The organism is Jidongwangia harbinensis (genome assembly GCF_020216025.1).
GTDB classification, from domain to species: Bacteria; Actinomycetota; Actinomycetes; order Mycobacteriales; family Micromonosporaceae; genus Actinoplanes; species Actinoplanes harbinensis.
Window position 1 is genome coordinate 174,253 of the sequence record NZ_JAIWNC010000023.1, and the last position, 14,112, is coordinate 188,364.

General features: G+C 72.2%; 13 protein-coding genes and 1 pseudogene. 5 read left to right on the forward strand and 9 right to left on the reverse strand.

The genetic code is table 11. From position 1 onward, the window contains the following. The first annotated feature begins 174 nt into the window (after positions 1-174). Together LDL48_RS26580 and LDL48_RS26585 are read left to right on the forward strand one after the other, a co-directional pair. Positions 175-1,644, forward strand: a complete 1,470-nt coding sequence (locus LDL48_RS26580) for an amino acid permease (protein ID WP_225257948.1) — start codon at positions 175-177, stop codon at positions 1,642-1,644. Then, on the forward strand, positions 1,641-2,528 hold the full coding sequence (locus LDL48_RS26585; RefSeq protein WP_225257949.1) for a universal stress protein: 888 nt from the start codon (positions 1,641-1,643) through the stop codon (positions 2,526-2,528). Before LDL48_RS26580 ends, LDL48_RS26585 begins: the two co-directional genes overlap by 4 nt. 17 nt (positions 2,529-2,545) lie before the next feature. Here LDL48_RS26585 and LDL48_RS26590 read toward each other — a convergent pair whose 3' ends face one another. The 9 genes and pseudogenes from LDL48_RS26590 to LDL48_RS26635 all read right to left on the reverse strand — a co-directional run bounded on the left by LDL48_RS26590 (position 2,546) and on the right by LDL48_RS26635 (position 10,792). Beyond that, positions 2,546-3,724 (reverse strand): serine hydrolase domain-containing protein, encoded by a 1,179-nt coding sequence (locus tag LDL48_RS26590; protein ID WP_225257950.1) that lies wholly within the window; start codon positions 3,722-3,724, stop codon positions 2,546-2,548. Positions 3,725-3,749: 25 nt separating this feature from the next. Continuing rightward, positions 3,750-4,696, reverse strand: a pseudogene (locus tag LDL48_RS26595) (ABC-2 membrane transporter-related protein). Further along, the gene (locus LDL48_RS26605) at positions 4,693-5,580 is read right to left on the reverse strand and encodes an ABC transporter ATP-binding protein (RefSeq protein WP_225257953.1); all 888 of its coding nucleotides are present in this window, start codon (positions 5,578-5,580) and stop codon (positions 4,693-4,695) included. The pseudogene LDL48_RS26595 and the gene LDL48_RS26605 overlap by 4 nt, the downstream one beginning before the upstream one ends. 11 nt (positions 5,581-5,591) lie before the next feature. Next, positions 5,592-5,999: a GntR family transcriptional regulator gene (locus LDL48_RS26610; protein ID WP_225257954.1), complete on the reverse strand. Its 408-nt coding sequence runs from the start codon at positions 5,997-5,999 to the stop codon at positions 5,592-5,594. A gap of 100 nt (positions 6,000-6,099) precedes the next feature. Next, positions 6,100-6,738 (reverse strand): dihydrofolate reductase family protein, encoded by a 639-nt coding sequence (locus LDL48_RS26615; RefSeq protein WP_225257955.1) that lies wholly within the window; start codon positions 6,736-6,738, stop codon positions 6,100-6,102. Positions 6,739-6,772: 34 nt separating this feature from the next. Beyond that, positions 6,773-7,756: a serine/threonine-protein kinase gene (locus LDL48_RS26620; RefSeq protein ID WP_225257970.1), complete on the reverse strand. Its 984-nt coding sequence runs from the start codon at positions 7,754-7,756 to the stop codon at positions 6,773-6,775. A gap of 104 nt (positions 7,757-7,860) precedes the next feature. After that, complete coding sequence (locus LDL48_RS26625) at positions 7,861-8,637, reverse strand: hypothetical protein (protein ID WP_225257956.1); 777 nt, start codon at positions 8,635-8,637, stop codon at positions 7,861-7,863. A gap of 228 nt (positions 8,638-8,865) precedes the next feature. Then, positions 8,866-9,777: a hypothetical protein gene (locus LDL48_RS26630; protein ID WP_225257957.1), complete on the reverse strand. Its 912-nt coding sequence runs from the start codon at positions 9,775-9,777 to the stop codon at positions 8,866-8,868. 79 nt (positions 9,778-9,856) lie between these two features. Further along, entirely contained in the window at positions 9,857-10,792 is a 936-nt protein-coding gene (locus tag LDL48_RS26635; RefSeq protein WP_308016496.1) for a sulfotransferase domain-containing protein, read from the reverse strand. Positions 10,793-11,557: 765 nt separating this feature from the next. Between LDL48_RS26635 and LDL48_RS26640 the strand changes: the two genes are divergently transcribed. The 3 genes from LDL48_RS26640 to LDL48_RS26650 form a co-directional block, all read left to right on the forward strand. Then, positions 11,558-12,571: a glycosyltransferase family 2 protein gene (locus tag LDL48_RS26640; protein ID WP_225257958.1), complete on the forward strand. Its 1,014-nt coding sequence runs from the start codon at positions 11,558-11,560 to the stop codon at positions 12,569-12,571. Between the two features lie 50 nt (positions 12,572-12,621). Next, a complete protein-coding gene (locus LDL48_RS26645) occupies positions 12,622-13,581 on the forward strand; it encodes a glycosyltransferase family 2 protein (protein ID WP_225257959.1) in 960 nt (319 codons plus the stop codon). Next, positions 13,578-14,112 (forward strand): glycosyltransferase family 2 protein (locus tag LDL48_RS26650; protein WP_225257960.1); only part of this gene is annotated, 535 nt, incomplete at its 3' end. The genes LDL48_RS26645 and LDL48_RS26650, both read left to right, overlap by 4 nt.

The following is a 14,112-nucleotide window of genomic DNA, read 5'->3' on the forward strand; positions in this document are numbered from 1 at the left end:
AAGCCAAGATTGACGGATCGCGGGGATCATCTTGCGCGTCACCAGGTGTGACGCGACGGTGACAGGGGTGGCCGTCGATCTCTGTCGGCAGCCGCCTCCCCGGGGGCGCGCCCGGGCCGGGTTCCACCGCAGCGGAGACGCGCGACCGCCGCCGGAGTGGGAGGTGGGCCGAACGTGGCTACCGCATCAGGGAACAAGCCCGGAATCTTCGCCATCCGGGACGTACAGTCGCTGGTCACCGAGACGACCGAAGAGGGACACGGCCTGAAGAAGGCGGTCGGTTCGGTCCAGCTCACCGCCATGGGCGTGGGCGCCATCATCGGGACCGGCATCTTCGTGGTGATCGGCGAGGGCGCCGCGGTCGCCGGACCGGCCGTCATCCTGTCGTTCATCCTGGCCGCCGTGGCCTGCGTGTTCTCCGCGCTGTCCTACGCGGAGCTGGCCTCGTCGATCCCGGTCTCCGGCAGCGCGTACACCTACACGTACGCGACGCTCGGCGAGATCGTCGCGTGGATCATCGGCTGGGACCTGATCCTCGAGTACGGCGTGTCGGTGGCCGCCATCGCGGTCGGCTGGGGCGGCAACCTGAACGCGTTCCTGGACGCCGCGTTCGGGGTGGCGCTGCCGGACGCCATCGCCAAGTCGCCCGAGGACGGCGGCGTGTTCAACCTGCCCGCCGTGGTGATCGTGCTGGCCGTGACGTTGCTGCTGGTCCGCGGCGTCACCGAGAGCGCCCGGGTCAACCTGGTCATGGTCGTGATCAAGCTGGCCGTCCTCGGCTTCTTCATCGTGGTGGCGCTGTTCAACTTCGGCACCGGCAACTTCCAGCCGTTCATGCCCTCCGGGGTGGACGGGGTGACCGCGGCCGCGGCGATCATCTTCTTCGCGTACATCGGCTTCGACGCCGTCTCCACCGGCAGCGAGGAGGCCCGCAACCCGGCCAAGGACCTGCCCCGGGCGATCATCGGCTCGCTGATCATCTGCACGATCTTCTACGTGCTCACCGCGGTCGGCGCGATCGGCATCGCCAGCCCGGCCCAGCTCGAGGCCACCGACGCGCCGCTGGCCGCCGCCCTGGACGAGGGCGCCGGGATCAGCTGGGCCGCGTCGGTGCTGGCGCTGGGCGCGGTGGTCGCGATCACCAGCGTGGTCCTGGTGATCATGTACGGTCAGACCCGGATCTTCTTCGCCATGTGCCGCGACGGCCTGCTCCCGGCGCGGCTGGCCACGGTCAACCAGCGGTACGGCACCCCGGCCCGGCTCACCATCGGCCTGGGCGTGCTGATCGCCGTCCTGGCCGCCCTGGTGCCGCTCAGCGAGATCGTCAAGCTGGTCAACATCGGCACGCTGTTCGCGTTCGTCCTGGTGAACGTCGGCGTGATCATTCTGCGCCGGACCCGGCCGGACATGCCGCGTCCGTACCGGGTGCCGTGGTCGCCGCTGCTGCCGATCATCGGCATCCTCTTCGCCGTCTACCTGATGTCCGACCTGCCGTGGGACACCTGGGTACGGTTCGTGGTCTGGCTGGCCCTCGGCATTCTCATCTACTTCACCTACGGCTACCGCAACTCCAAGGTCCGCAAGGCCGCCCTGGCCGGCCGGACCGGCGGCCCGGACCGGCCGGCCGGCGGTGAGCCGCGATGACCGCGCCGGCGGACGGACCGGTGATCGTCGGCGTCGACGGCGGCGAGTCCGGCAGGGACGCCCTGGACCTGGCCCGGTGGAGCGCCGGGACGCTGGGCGTGCCGCTGGTCGTGGCGGTGGTGCACCCCGCTCCGGCGGCGATCTCGTCGGGCCGGGTGGACGCGGAGTGGATCGCCGACCGCCACCGGGCCGCGACCGCGGTCCTCGACGGCGCCCGCACGGTCCTCGGCGACACGCCCGGCGTGCAGTACCGCACGGTCGGGTCGTCGTCCGCCGCACACGGCCTGCACGACCTCGCCGAGGAACTGCACGCGCGGCTCGTCGTGGTGGGCTCCGGCCGGTCCGCGCCCCGGGAACGGCTGTTCGCCGGCAGCACCGCGGAACGCCTGCTGGCCGGCAGCGTCTGCCCGGTGCTGGTGGCGCCGGCCGGCCTGCCCGCACCGCCGGGCGCGCTGGGCCGGATCGGGGTGGCCTACGTGGACACCCCGGACGGCCGGGCCGCGCTGGCCGAGGCGGGCCGGTTGGCCCGGCGCACCGGCACCCCGCTGCGGCTCTACACGGTGGTCGCGGAGGGCGACGCGGCGCTGCCGTTCCTGGTCGGGCAGGACGCCGAGCACGCGTTCCTGGAGACCGCCCGGGAGACGTACGAGGAGGCGCTGCGGAAGGCGGCCGAGGCGGTGGCGGGCGACCAGGGCTGCGGCACCGACTGGCGGGTGCTCTCCGGCGACGTGGTGGGCACGCTGGCCGAACTGGACGAGGTGGACGTGCTGTTCTGCGGTTCACGCGGGTACGGGCCGGCCCGTCGGGTGCTGCTGGGAGGCGTGTCGGCCCGTCTGGTGCGGGCGGCCCGGCGGCCGGTCGTGGTGGTCCCCCGCAGCGGCTGACCCGGCATCGCCCCTGCTCAGGCCGCGAACACGGTCTCGACGAGAGCGGCGACGGGTACCTTCGGATCGACCTCGCCCCACGGGGTCGCCGCGACCGTGAGTTGGCGGCCGCCGTCCTCGGCGATCCAGGACTCGGCGTAATAGCCGAAGATGTCGCCGCGGTGGCCCCACAGCCGGGTGCCTCCGGCCACGGTCCTGGTCATCAGGCCCAGCCCGTAGTCGTAGTCGCGCGGCGTGGCGCACGCCGCCCGCATCTGCTCCTGCTCGGCCGGGCCGAGCAGCCGCCGGCCGAGCAGGGCACGGAAGAAGACATTGAGATCCGCCGCGGTGGAGGTGACTTCGCCGGACGCCCCGGCCACGGACGGATTGAAGACGGTGATGTCGACCGGCTCCTCGCCGCCGTCCCGCCCCACCGCGAGATAGCCGTGCGGGTGCGCACCGGTCAGCGCCGCGTCGGTGGCCGGGAACCGGGTGCCGCGCAGCCCGAGCGGGCGAAGGATCCGGCGGCGCACCTCGGCGGCGTACCCGGCGCCGGTGACCCGCTCGACGACCATGCCCAGCAGCACGAAGTTGGTGTTCGAGTACATCCACGAGGTTCCGGGCTCGAACAACAGCGGTACGCCGGCGGCGAAGGCGACCAGTTCCGGTGGCGTCCACGTCCGGTGCCGCATCCGTACGATCGCCGCTTCCGAGTGGTAGATGGCACGGAACGACGGGGTGTTCGGGTAGTTGGCTACGCCGCTGGTGTGCTGCAGAAGCTGGCGCACGGTGATCCGTTCGGCGCCGGGCAGGACGCCCGGCAGCCACCGTTGCAGGGTGTCGTCGAGCGCCAGGCGTCCCTCCCCGGCGAGTTGCAGCACGACCGCGGCGACGAACGACTTCGTGATGCTGCCGGCCCGGAACCGTCCCGCGACCGGTACCGCCCGGTGAGTGCCCAGCCGGGAGACGCCGCCGGCGCCCCGCCACACGCGTCCGCGGTCGTGCACCTCGGCGAGCACGCCGATCGCCGCGGCCGAGACGATGTCGTCCAGCGCCGCCTGCAGGCCGCCGGTGGCCCGTGCCCGGTGGGCGGTGGCGCCGTGCGCGGGAACCCCGGTGGCGGTACCGGCCGGCGCCGCGGGCACGCCGACGGCGCCGGCCGCGACGGTGAGTCCCGCCGTCCCGGCGATCCGCAACAGATCTCTACGACTGGCCATCGATGTCTCCTACGGTGTCGTGGCGTCAGGCGATCCGGCGGATCCGCCGGACGGTGAGCCAGAGCAGCAGTGCGGCGAGGGCGAGGAACACGCCGGTCTCGATCCACTGGAACGTCCAGAAACGGTCCCCCGGCTGGAACACGTGGTGGTTGTAGGCGCCGGGACGCAGGCCGGCGTCGGCGGCGCAGTCGTCGGCCTGCGGGCACCGCACGAGGCCCGAGGTGACGAAGGTGCCGTCGGCCTGGCGCACCTCCTTGGCCAGCACCCAGCCGCCGGCGAGGTCGCCCTGCCCGCCGGGCCCGCCCTCGACCGGCTGATCGGCGACCTCGGGGGCCATGTAGCGCGGCCGGCCGAGCAGGGCCACGGCGAGCCGCACACCGACGAAGCCGGCCAGCGTGACGGCCATCGCGGGCAGCACCTTGGGCAGCGCGGTGCCGGCGAAGACGCCGAGCGCCACCGCGAACAGGGTGTAGCCGACCGGGGCCAGTCCCTGCATGTCGAAGAAGACCTCGGTGAAGCGGGTCTGGCGGACGTCGACGAGGCCGAGCGGCTGGTACCACCAGGACATGCCGAGGCCGTAGACGAGCGCGAACAGTGTCACCGCACCGCCGAGCAGGCCGCATTTGACCAGGGCCCAGCGGCGGCGGCTGATGCCCTGGGTCCAGATCATCCGGTGGGTGCCGTGTTCGACCTCGCGGCGATGAGTGGGGCGCCCCAGAACAGCCCGATCAGCAGGGGTACGACCAACAGCAGCACGCTGACCAGCACGAGCGGGCCGTACGTGCCGGAGAACGTGTCGAGGCCCGACTCGCAGCCGGGGCCGGCGGTGGTCACACAGTCGGCCAGACCTAACCGGTCGAACGCGTGCCGCATGGACCGGCCGGTCGGGACGACGAATGCCGCCAGGACCGCCAGGCCGAGCAGGGTGAACAGGGCCTGCCTGCGGTGCTGCCGCCAGGTCAGCCAGATCATGCCGGCACTCCCCACGCCTCGTGGTTGGCCGGGGTGTCGCGGTCGGCGAGATAGGCGAGGATGAGGTCCTCCAGGCTCAGTTCGTGCTCCGTCCACGACGGATCCCGCAGCGGGCGGTCGGTGCGGACCAGCAGGGTCGACTGCCGGTCGGTGTGCCGGGCGCGGACCACGGTCCCGACTCCGTCGAGCGGGAGGTGACGGGGGCCGACCAGCTGCCGGTGCTCGGCGACGATGTCGTCGACGTCGCCGGACAGCCGCACCTTGCCGTCCTGCAGGACGACGAGGTGGTCGCAGGCGCGTTCCAGGTCGGCGAGGATGTGCGAGGAGAGCAGCACGGTGGTGCCGGTCTCGGCGACGCTGCCCATCAGCGACTGCAGGAAGTCCCGCCGGGCGAGCGGGTCGAGGCTCGCGACCGGTTCGTCGAGCAGCAGCAGCAGCCGGGGCCGCTTCGCCAGGGCCAGGGCCAGTGCGACCTGGGCACGTTGCCCGCCGGAGAGCCGGCCCACCGGCCGGCGAGGGGGAATGCCGAGCTGGGCGAGCCGCGCCCGGGCCAGCGTGGCGTCCCAGCGCCGGTTCACCTTGCCGCCCATCCGCACCAACTCGTCGGCGGTGAAGTCGCGGTAGACCGGCGTGTCCTGGGCGACGAAGCCGATCTCGGCCAGCACGGCGGTGTTCTCGTACGGCGCGGCGCCGAAGACCCGCACCGCGCCGGCGTCGGGCCGCAGCAGGCCGACCGCCAGGTGCAGCAGGGTGCTCTTGCCGACCCCGTTCGGTCCGACGAGCGCGGCGACCCGCCCGGCCGGCAGCCGGAGCGTGCAGTCCCGCAGTGCCCACCGTCCCCCGTACCGTTTGCCGAGGTTGTCGGCCTCGAGCACGTGCTCCATCTGGTGTCCTTTCACGAGAATCCGCCCTGCAGCGCGTCGGCCTGCCGGACGGCGCGGATCGTCGTGTCGACGAGGGCACTGACGTCCTCGTCGGTCAACCCGGCGGCCTGCGCCTTGCGCAGCCACGCGAGGAACTCGAGGCGCAGGTCGGCCTGATTGGCGAGCGAGTCGCCGGCGAGGGTGCGCGTGACGAACGTGCCGACCCCCGGCCGCCCCTGGGCGAGCCCTTCGATCTCCAGCTCGCGGTACGCCTTCAACACCGTGTTCGGGTTGATCGCCAGCGACTGCGCGACATCACGCACCTTGGGCAGCTGGTCCCCGGGCCCGAGCAGTCCGACCCGCAACGCCTGTTTGACCTGCTCGACGAGCTGCAGGTAGGTGTTCGTCTTGGAGCGGCCGTCCAGCACAAACTCGATCACCAGCACCCCAAACCTGTTTACCTATGACAGTAGGACAATAAGACAGGACGGAGACCGGCACAACCGTCCTCCCGGCTTCGTGCGCCCGGACGCCTCGAGGTCAGGCCGGGGCGCCTCGGTCGTCGCGGGCCATGTCCCCGGTGGCCGGGGTGCCGGCGGCGAGGCCGTACCGCAGCAGCACCGCGCCCTTGGCCGACGTCACCGGCGGTTCGAGCAGCGTCAGGTTGGCCGGCACGGCGCCGCCGTCGAACACCTTCTTGCCCACGCCCAGCACGAGCGGGAAGATCCACAGGTCGAGCCGGTCGAAGAGGCGCTCCCGCAGCAGCGTCTGCACCAGGTTCAGGCTGCCGATCACGTGGATGTGCTCGTGCCGGTCGCGCAGCTCGCGTACGGCACCGGCCAGGTCGGGCCGGAGCTGGGTGGAGCCCGCCCAGCCGAGGTCGGGGTTGCCGCGCGAGGCGACGTACTTCGGGATCCGGTTGAACAGCGTGGCGATCCCGCCGTCGACGCCGTCCTCCTGGTCCGGCCAGAAACCGGCGAAGATGTCGTAGGTGCGCCGGCCCAGCAGCAGGGCGTCCATGCCCCGCATGCCGGCCGTCACGTGCTCGCCGACCGTCTCGTCGAACAGCGGCGCCTGCCATCCGCCGTACGGGAAGCCGTCGGGGTCCTCCCCCGGAGCGCCCGGCGCCTGGCCGACCAGGTCGAGCGTCGCGAACAGGTCGATGTGGATGATGCCCATGGTGCCCTCCTCGGACCGGCTGACCCAGGAGAACCTAACCCGCCCGATGGCGCCCGGGGCGGTCGGCCGGCACCGTGAGGTCCTCCGGTTCGGCCGGCAGCGCCATCGAGGTCGGGGCCTCCGCGGCGCGCTGGTCCCAGGCGGACACCCGCGGCCGCGGGCGCACCGCGCCGGGATCGGTCAGGGGTACGTACACCCGCGCGTCCACCGCCTCGGCGAGCAGCAGCGCGGCGACCAGGGCGGTCGGGCGTTCGGCCGGCTCCTTGTGCAGGCAGCGCGAGCACAGGTCGAGCACCTCCGGCGCCAGCCCGTCGATCGGCGGCAACGGATCGGGGACCCGGAAGCGCTGCGACTGCACCAGTTCGGTGTTGGTCTCGGCGTGCCAGGGCAGCCGCCCGGAAAGGCAGTGGTACATCAGCACACCCAGCGAGAACATGTCGGTGGCCGGGGTGGCGGGCAGGCCGTCGAAGCGTTCCGGGGCGACGTACGCGGGCGTACCCAGGACGGGTCCGTCCGGGTCCGGTTCCGGGGTGCCGATCGCGGCCGCGATGCCGAAGTCCAGCACCTTCGCCCCGGCCGGGGTGAGCATGATGTTCGCCGGCTTGATGTCGCGGTGCACAACGTGCTCGGCGTGCGCGGCGGCCAGTGCCGCGGCCACCTCGGCGCAGACCCGCACCGCGATCCGCCAGTCCAGCGGGCCGGCGGCCAGGTGGTCGCTCAGGGTCTGTCCCTCGACCAGTTCCATGACGATGTACGGCACCTCACGGTCGGCGCCCGGCGACGTGCCGAAGTCGTGGACCCCGGCGACGTTCGGGTGCGCGAGCCGGGCCGCGGACCGGGCCTCGCTGCGGACCAGATCCACCCCGGAGACCTCGCCGAGCGTGCCGGCGACGGCCGGAGCCATGATCTTCACGGCGACCGGGCGGTCGAGCACCCGGTCGTGCCCACGCCACACCTCGGACATGCCGCCGATGCCGATGCGCTGCACGAGCTGGTACCGCCCGCCCAGCGTCCGCATAGCCACCCCACTCCTCGCACCGAGCCCCCCGCCCGGCGTTCCGAGATCCCTACCCGGTGGTACGCGGGCACAAACCGGCGCCGCCCGGACGTCACCCGGGCGCCTCAGGGGTACAGCAGGATCTTGTCGTCGAGCCCGTCGCCGGTGGCCAGCCGGCGTGCGATGTCGGCACCGATGCGGCGCTCGGCGAGCGTGCGCTGATCCGTGCGGCGTACCTCCGCGCCACCGGGCCGCGCCGCGCGCCGCAACCGGGCCGCCTGCTCGGCGAGGGACCGCTCGAACCGGGCGACGTCGCCGGTGAGGTGGAACGTGTCGGCGGACCACGGCTCCTCCGCCGCTTGCAGCGGGAGGCCGATCAGCCGTGCCGCGCGGTAGGCGGCCCGGTCCATCACGGTGGTCAGCTGGGCGGCGCCCTCGGCCCGGGCCAGCCGGATCAGGGTCCGGTAGAGCAGCGTGCTGACGGTGAGGCCGGACCGCTTGCCCCGGTACCGCGGCAGCACGACGGCCGGGGTGAACGTCCAGACCGGCCCGTCGCCGGCGACGCGCATGAGGCCGGCCGGTGTCCCCCGGTCACGGTCCAGCACCAGCACGAACCGGCTGCCCGGATCGTCGGACTCCGGCCCGGCCGGAGGTCCGGCCCGCTCCCCACCGGCCCCGGCCCGGTCGCGGGCGAGGTCGGTGCGGCGGGCTCCGGTGCGGGCGTGGGCCGGTCCGACATGAGGGCCGGCGGCCGCCGAGCGCTCGACGGACCGGGCGACGCCGGCCAGCGGTTCGCCCGGGCCGGCCACCACGGCCAGGAAACGCCCGGCCGGATCCGGGTGCCGGGCCAGGAACGCCGCGGTCTGGTCCAGCGGGGAGCGCGCGGAGGTGGCGGTGGTCATGGGAACCGGGCCTTCCGGACGGCGACGGGGCGACCGGAGCACAGTTCCCACAGCCCGTCCGGGGAAACCCGGCCCGGGACGGACATGGCGGAGCCCGTCCTTGTGGGACGGGCTCCGCCATCAACGATGCCGCGTGATGCGGGGCACCGGGTCTGCATGTCGAACGCTAGGCGAAGCGAAACACGCCGATCCGGCCGCCCCCGCCGGGCGTGACCCGGCTCTCAAAGATCAAGCCGGCTCGCTGCGCAGCTCGTGGGCCCCGTCGGCCCGGGTGGCCTCGTAGTACAGGCGCCGGCGACCGCCGGACAGCGTGGCCAGGCTCAGGTACCGCAGGCCGTGGGGCGGGTGCGGGCTGCCCAGCGGTTCGTCGCCGGCCGCGGTGAGCGGGCCGAACGTGCCGTCCGGCAGCCGGGTGCCGTGCGCCACCCCGGTACGTTCCTCCCAGTTCTCCCCCGCGGTGGCGCGGCCGTCGTACGCGGCCAGGACGGTGTCGCCGTCCACCTGCACCGAGGACACCCGCACGCCGCGGGCGTCCCACTCACCGGGACGGCCGGCCAGGGCGGTGCCACGCCACGTCCAGTGCACGCCGTCGGGGCCGGTGGCGTACCGGGTGGTCATCCGGTCGGCGTCGTCCCACGACTCCAGCGGGTGCACCGACGCCCACAGGTGCCAGCCGTACTCGTCGTGGTGCAGCACCGGGTCCTTGACCGCCACCGTCTCGTCTCCGGCGAGCACGGTCCGGGCCGGCGCGGTGGCGAGCCCTTCCGGCGTGTCCGCCTCGAGCAGGTCGACGCGCCAGTGCTTGGTGCCCGGAGTGGCCGCACTGACGTACAGCCGCCACCGTCCCTCCGGGGTACGCACCAGCGCAGGCCGTTCCAGCGACTCCGCCTCGAACCGCTCCTTGGTCACCTCGGCGACCACGGTGAAGGTGAGCCCGTCCCGCGACCGGGCGACGACGTTGGCGATGCCACGCCCGGCGCCGATCGGTAGCCGGACCCGGTAGGCCAGGTAGACGTCACCGTCGGCGACCACCGTGCTGGGCGCACCGGACCACGCCCCCGGTTCGTCACCGGGCGGATCGACGACCACGACCGAGTCGTCCCAGCGTGGCAGCGGCAGGGTAAAGGTTCCGGTGGACAAGGCGGCTCCGTTTCGTGACGGTGGCGTTCGCGCGAAGAGTATCCGCCCAAGTTTGCATTATCTATGGGCTAGATGGGAATTAGGCGCGACTGGTGTGTCGGTCGACCGACAGCCAGTCGTCGTAGCTCTGCCCGGTGACGTCCTGCAGCAGCGCGATGTCGTCGGCGAACAACGGCAGCAGCGCGGCCCGCTCCTGTGGGGTGGTCACCGGCCGGGTGCCGGTCTTCCGGTGCAGCAGGGTGAGCAGCGGCCCGCGGGCGGCCAGGCGCAGGGGCACCGGGAACCGGTGGCCGAACTGCCCGCCCGCGCGCAGCAGCCCGCGCAGCACCCCGTTCACCGCGGTGTCCTCGACCACGTGCCGGTTGACGTTCTCCCGCGGGATCGAGGTCAGCAGGCCGGTCCGCACACCGAGGAACGCGCACACCCGGTCCAGCGTCTCGGCCGGCGCGTCCTTCAGGTCGCGGTAGCGCAGCAGCAGCACCCGGTCGCGGTCGAACACCCGGTACAGATGCTCGATCTGCTCGCCGTACCGGCCGAGCGCCACGTAGTGCCAGAAGGCCGCCCAACCGGCTTCCCGGCGCGCGTCCTCGGCGTCGCACGCGGTGAGGAAGTCGGCCTCCGGCTCCAGACCCGCGTTCCACAGGTGGGTCCAGTTCGAGTGGGCGCGATCCACCGGATCGCGGAGCAGCACGATCAGCCGTACGCCGGGCAGCAGCTTCCTGATCCGGAGGTGGGCGGCGCGGTCGTACAGGTAGAAGGGCGTCGCCTCACCACGGAGGGCTCCGGCGGGCGCCGCGTCGAACAGCGCCTCGTAGTCGGCCTGGCGCCAGACGTGCTCCTGGTAGGTCTGCACGTCGCCCGGGCCCCCGCTCCTCGGCGGGGCGCCGTCGGAGAGGAAGAACTTGGGCTCCTTGACGGCGGGCAGGAACAGGTCGGGATGGCGCACCAGAGCGGCATGCAGCGCGGTGGTGCCGGCCTTGGGCACGCCGGCGATCAGGAAGTCCGGGAGTGGCACGGGTGTCTCCTCGGGGCAGGGTCCGTTCTCCGTGATGTAACAGTGAGCCTACAGAACAGGTAGGCATTGCTTCACGGTCGATTTCCCCGTCCGGGCGTCCCTAACCCCGCGAACCTCAGCCGGCGCGGTGCCACCAGCGGCGCCGCCGGAACCGCGCACAGGCCTCCACACCACAGAACGTGCAGTCGCTTCCCCGGCGCAGATGCTCGTGCGCGCGCCGCGGATGGCCGCAGACACAGAGCGCGTCGGCCCGCGTCAACGCTTCACCCACGGTAATGATCACCTCACGTTCTGGTAGTCGGCCGGCAGGCCGATGATGTCAGTAATTGAAACATCGATCAACGAGGTCTGTGGTCCCCCGATGGATATAACCGACCTGCACCCCAAGGATTACGATGCGTAACTACTTGTGAAGTGACATATTTCACGGGTAGTTATCCGACATCTAGAGAATGTCCCATCTGAGTGGGCGGTGCGCCGCAATGCGGCGCAATCACCCTGCCGTCCTTTCAACAAGCGACTGCGGGGCAATGTCCATTACCAAACGTGACCGGCGGTGCCTACGGCCACTTCTGTTGACCGAGTGATTAGCCCCTGCTCATACGGATGGCGCCGGTACACCGCACGGACGCTGTCACGCTGTCCCTTCGGTTAGTTGACCCTGCGTAGCCGCTGGCTAGATTTGACGGCAGAAGCGAGCGACTTGCGTTTTCGTCCCCGGAAACCTCCGAATCTGTCGCCTCCGCCTCCTGAGAAGGGAATGACATGCAGAGTTCTTCGCCATCTGGCAACACGCCGGGTAACGGCCTGTCGTCACCGACCGTAAGTGTCGTCATTCCCACCCTCAACGAGGAGCGCAACCTTCCGCACGTGTTCGCGGGCCTTCCCGAGGGCATCGACGAGGTGGTCCTGGTGGACGGCGGATCGATGGACCGCACCGTCGCCGTGGCGCGCGAACTGCGCCCGGACGTGGTCGTGGTGCAGCAGACCCGCACCGGCAAGGGCAACGCCCTGGCCTGCGGTTTCGCCGCCTGCACCAGCGACATCATCGTGATGATCGACGCGGACGGCTCGACCGACCCGGCCGAGATCCCGCTGTTCATCGCGAAGCTGGTGGCCGGCGACGACTTCGTCAAGGGCTCGCGCTTCGACAAGGGCGGCCACAGCCACGACATCACGCCGCTGCGCAAGCTCGGCAACGACGGGCTCAACATGGTGGTGAACGTCCTCTTCGGAACGCGCTTCACCGACCTCTGCTACGGCTACAACGCGTTCTGGCGGCACGTGGTCCCGTCACTGCAGCTGCCGGACACCACGCTGCCCCGGCCGGACGACGGCAGCAAGCTCTGGGGCGACGGCTTCGAGATCGAGACGATGATCAACATCCGCGCCGCGGTGGACGGCCTGAAGGTCGGCGAGGTGGGCAGCATCGAGCACCGCCGGATCCACGGCGAGACCAACCTGAACACCTTCCGCGACGGCGCGCGGGTGCTGCGGACCATCTTCAGCGAGTACGGCCGGATGCGCCGTCAGCGCCGTACCGCCCGGCGTGACGGCACCGTGGTCGTCCGCCAGCGCACGGCCGCCGACGCCGACGCGGACGCCGCAACGGTCCGCCTCGAGCAGATCAACCGGAACACCCCGGCGGCCAACGCCCACCCGGCCGACCCGCGTTCCACCGGCGCGCACGTCAACCGCGGCGCCTTCCACGAGGTCGGCACCCGCCGCACCGACGACGTCAAGAAGCGGCTGCAGGCCCGCGCCGCCCTCGAGGACTGACCCACCCCGCATCGCCGGTCCCCCGACCATCTGCCGAGGAGCTCCCGCCCGTGCACACCCACCGACCGTCCGTCAGCATCGTCATCCCGACCCACACCGAGGACCGCTGGTCGTCGCTCGTACGCACCGTCGCCTGCGCCAAGGCGCAGGTCTACACGCCAGCCGAAGTGGTGGTCGTGGTCGACCACAACCCGGCCCTGTACCGCCGGGCCCGCCGCGACCTGGCCGGCGTCACCGTGCTGGAGAACCAGTACGCCAAGGGCGTGTCCGGCAACCGCAACACCGGAGCGTTCCACACCCACACCGCGCTGATCGCGTTCATGGACGACGACGTGATCTCCGAGCCGGACTGGCTCGGTGCCCTCGTCGCGCCGTTCGCCGACCCCAAGGTGGTCGGCACCGGCGGCGGGATCAGCCCGGCGTGGGAGGGACCGGCTCCGCGCTGGATGCCCGAGGAGTTCCTCTGGGCGGTCGGCGGCTCGTACCAGGGGATGCCCACCGAGACCGCCCCGATCCGCAACGTCTGGTCGGCGAGCATGGTGGTGCGCCGCGAGACGTTCATGGCCGTCGGCGGGTTCCGCACCGGCTTCGGCAAGCTTGGCGGGCAGAACCGGCCCGAGGACACCGAGCTGTGCATCCGGATGAGCGCGGCCGGCGGCGGCCACTGGATGTACGTACCCGGCGCGGTCATCCGCCACGAGGTGCCGGCGTCCCGCTCCACCTTCTCGTTCTTCCTGCGCCGGTGCTACGCGGAGGGGCGCGGCAAGGTGCAGATGGCCGGCCTGAACAAGACCACGGACAGCCTCGGCGCCGAGCGGAACTACCTGCGCTCGCTGCCCCGGGCCGTGGGCCGCAACCTCGCCGCGGCGTCGCGCGGCCGGGGCGTGGCACACGCGCTCAAGGCCGGCAGTGTGCTCGCCGGTGTCGCCGCGGCCGGATTCGGCGGCGCGGTCGAGACCGTGTCGACGCGGCGCACCGAGCGTCGCCCGGTGCTGGAGGCGACCCGATGATCAACGGCGACGTGTGGACACCCGAACCGCGCGCGGAGACGATGCTCAGCGCGCCCGCCATCGAGCCCACCGGTGCGGTCCGGCCGGCCGCGGTGTACGACATCGACGTGGCCGACCCGCTGCCCACCGTCCCGGCGGTCGGTGCCGACGGCCGGCGGGTACGCCGGGCCTGGATGCTGGTCCGGCTGTTCACCGAACCCCTGGGTACGGTGCTCGTCGACGTACCCGCGAAGGGTCTGCGCCCCGCGGACGTGGCGGCCGCGATCAACGTCGGACTGGGCACCGCGCTGGCGCCGAAGCTGGCCGGGTACGGCCTGACCGCCCTGCCGGTCGACGGCATCACCCCGGACCGCGAGCCGGCGTTCCTGGCCCGCCGCCGCGAGGTCCTCGCCACCGCGCCGCACATCACCGTGGTGGTCTGCACCCGGGAACGACCCGACGCCCTGGCCCGATGCCTGGACAGCCTGCTCACCCAGGACTACCCCGGCTACCGCATCCTGGTCGTCGACAACGCACCCGTCACCGACACCA

What these genes read in the sequence shown, in the direction of transcription:
- LDL48_RS26585 (WP_225257949.1), top strand. Translation starts at nt 1,641, where the DNA reads ATGACCGCGCCGGCGGACGGACCGGTGATCGTCGGCGTCGACGGCGGC.
- LDL48_RS26590 (WP_225257950.1), bottom strand. Translation starts at nt 3,724, where the DNA reads ATGGCCAGTCGTAGAGATCTGTTGCGGATCGCCGGGACGGCGGGACTC.
- LDL48_RS26605 (WP_225257953.1), bottom strand. Translation starts at nt 5,580, where the DNA reads ATGGAGCACGTGCTCGAGGCCGACAACCTCGGCAAACGGTACGGGGGA.
- LDL48_RS26615 (WP_225257955.1), bottom strand. Translation starts at nt 6,738, where the DNA reads ATGGGCATCATCCACATCGACCTGTTCGCGACGCTCGACCTGGTCGGC.
- LDL48_RS26620 (WP_225257970.1), bottom strand. Translation starts at nt 7,756, where the DNA reads ATGCGGACGCTGGGCGGGCGGTACCAGCTCGTGCAGCGCATCGGCATC.
- LDL48_RS26625 (WP_225257956.1), bottom strand. Translation starts at nt 8,637, where the DNA reads ATGACCACCGCCACCTCCGCGCGCTCCCCGCTGGACCAGACCGCGGCG.
- LDL48_RS26640 (WP_225257958.1), top strand. Translation starts at nt 11,558, where the DNA reads ATGCAGAGTTCTTCGCCATCTGGCAACACGCCGGGTAACGGCCTGTCG.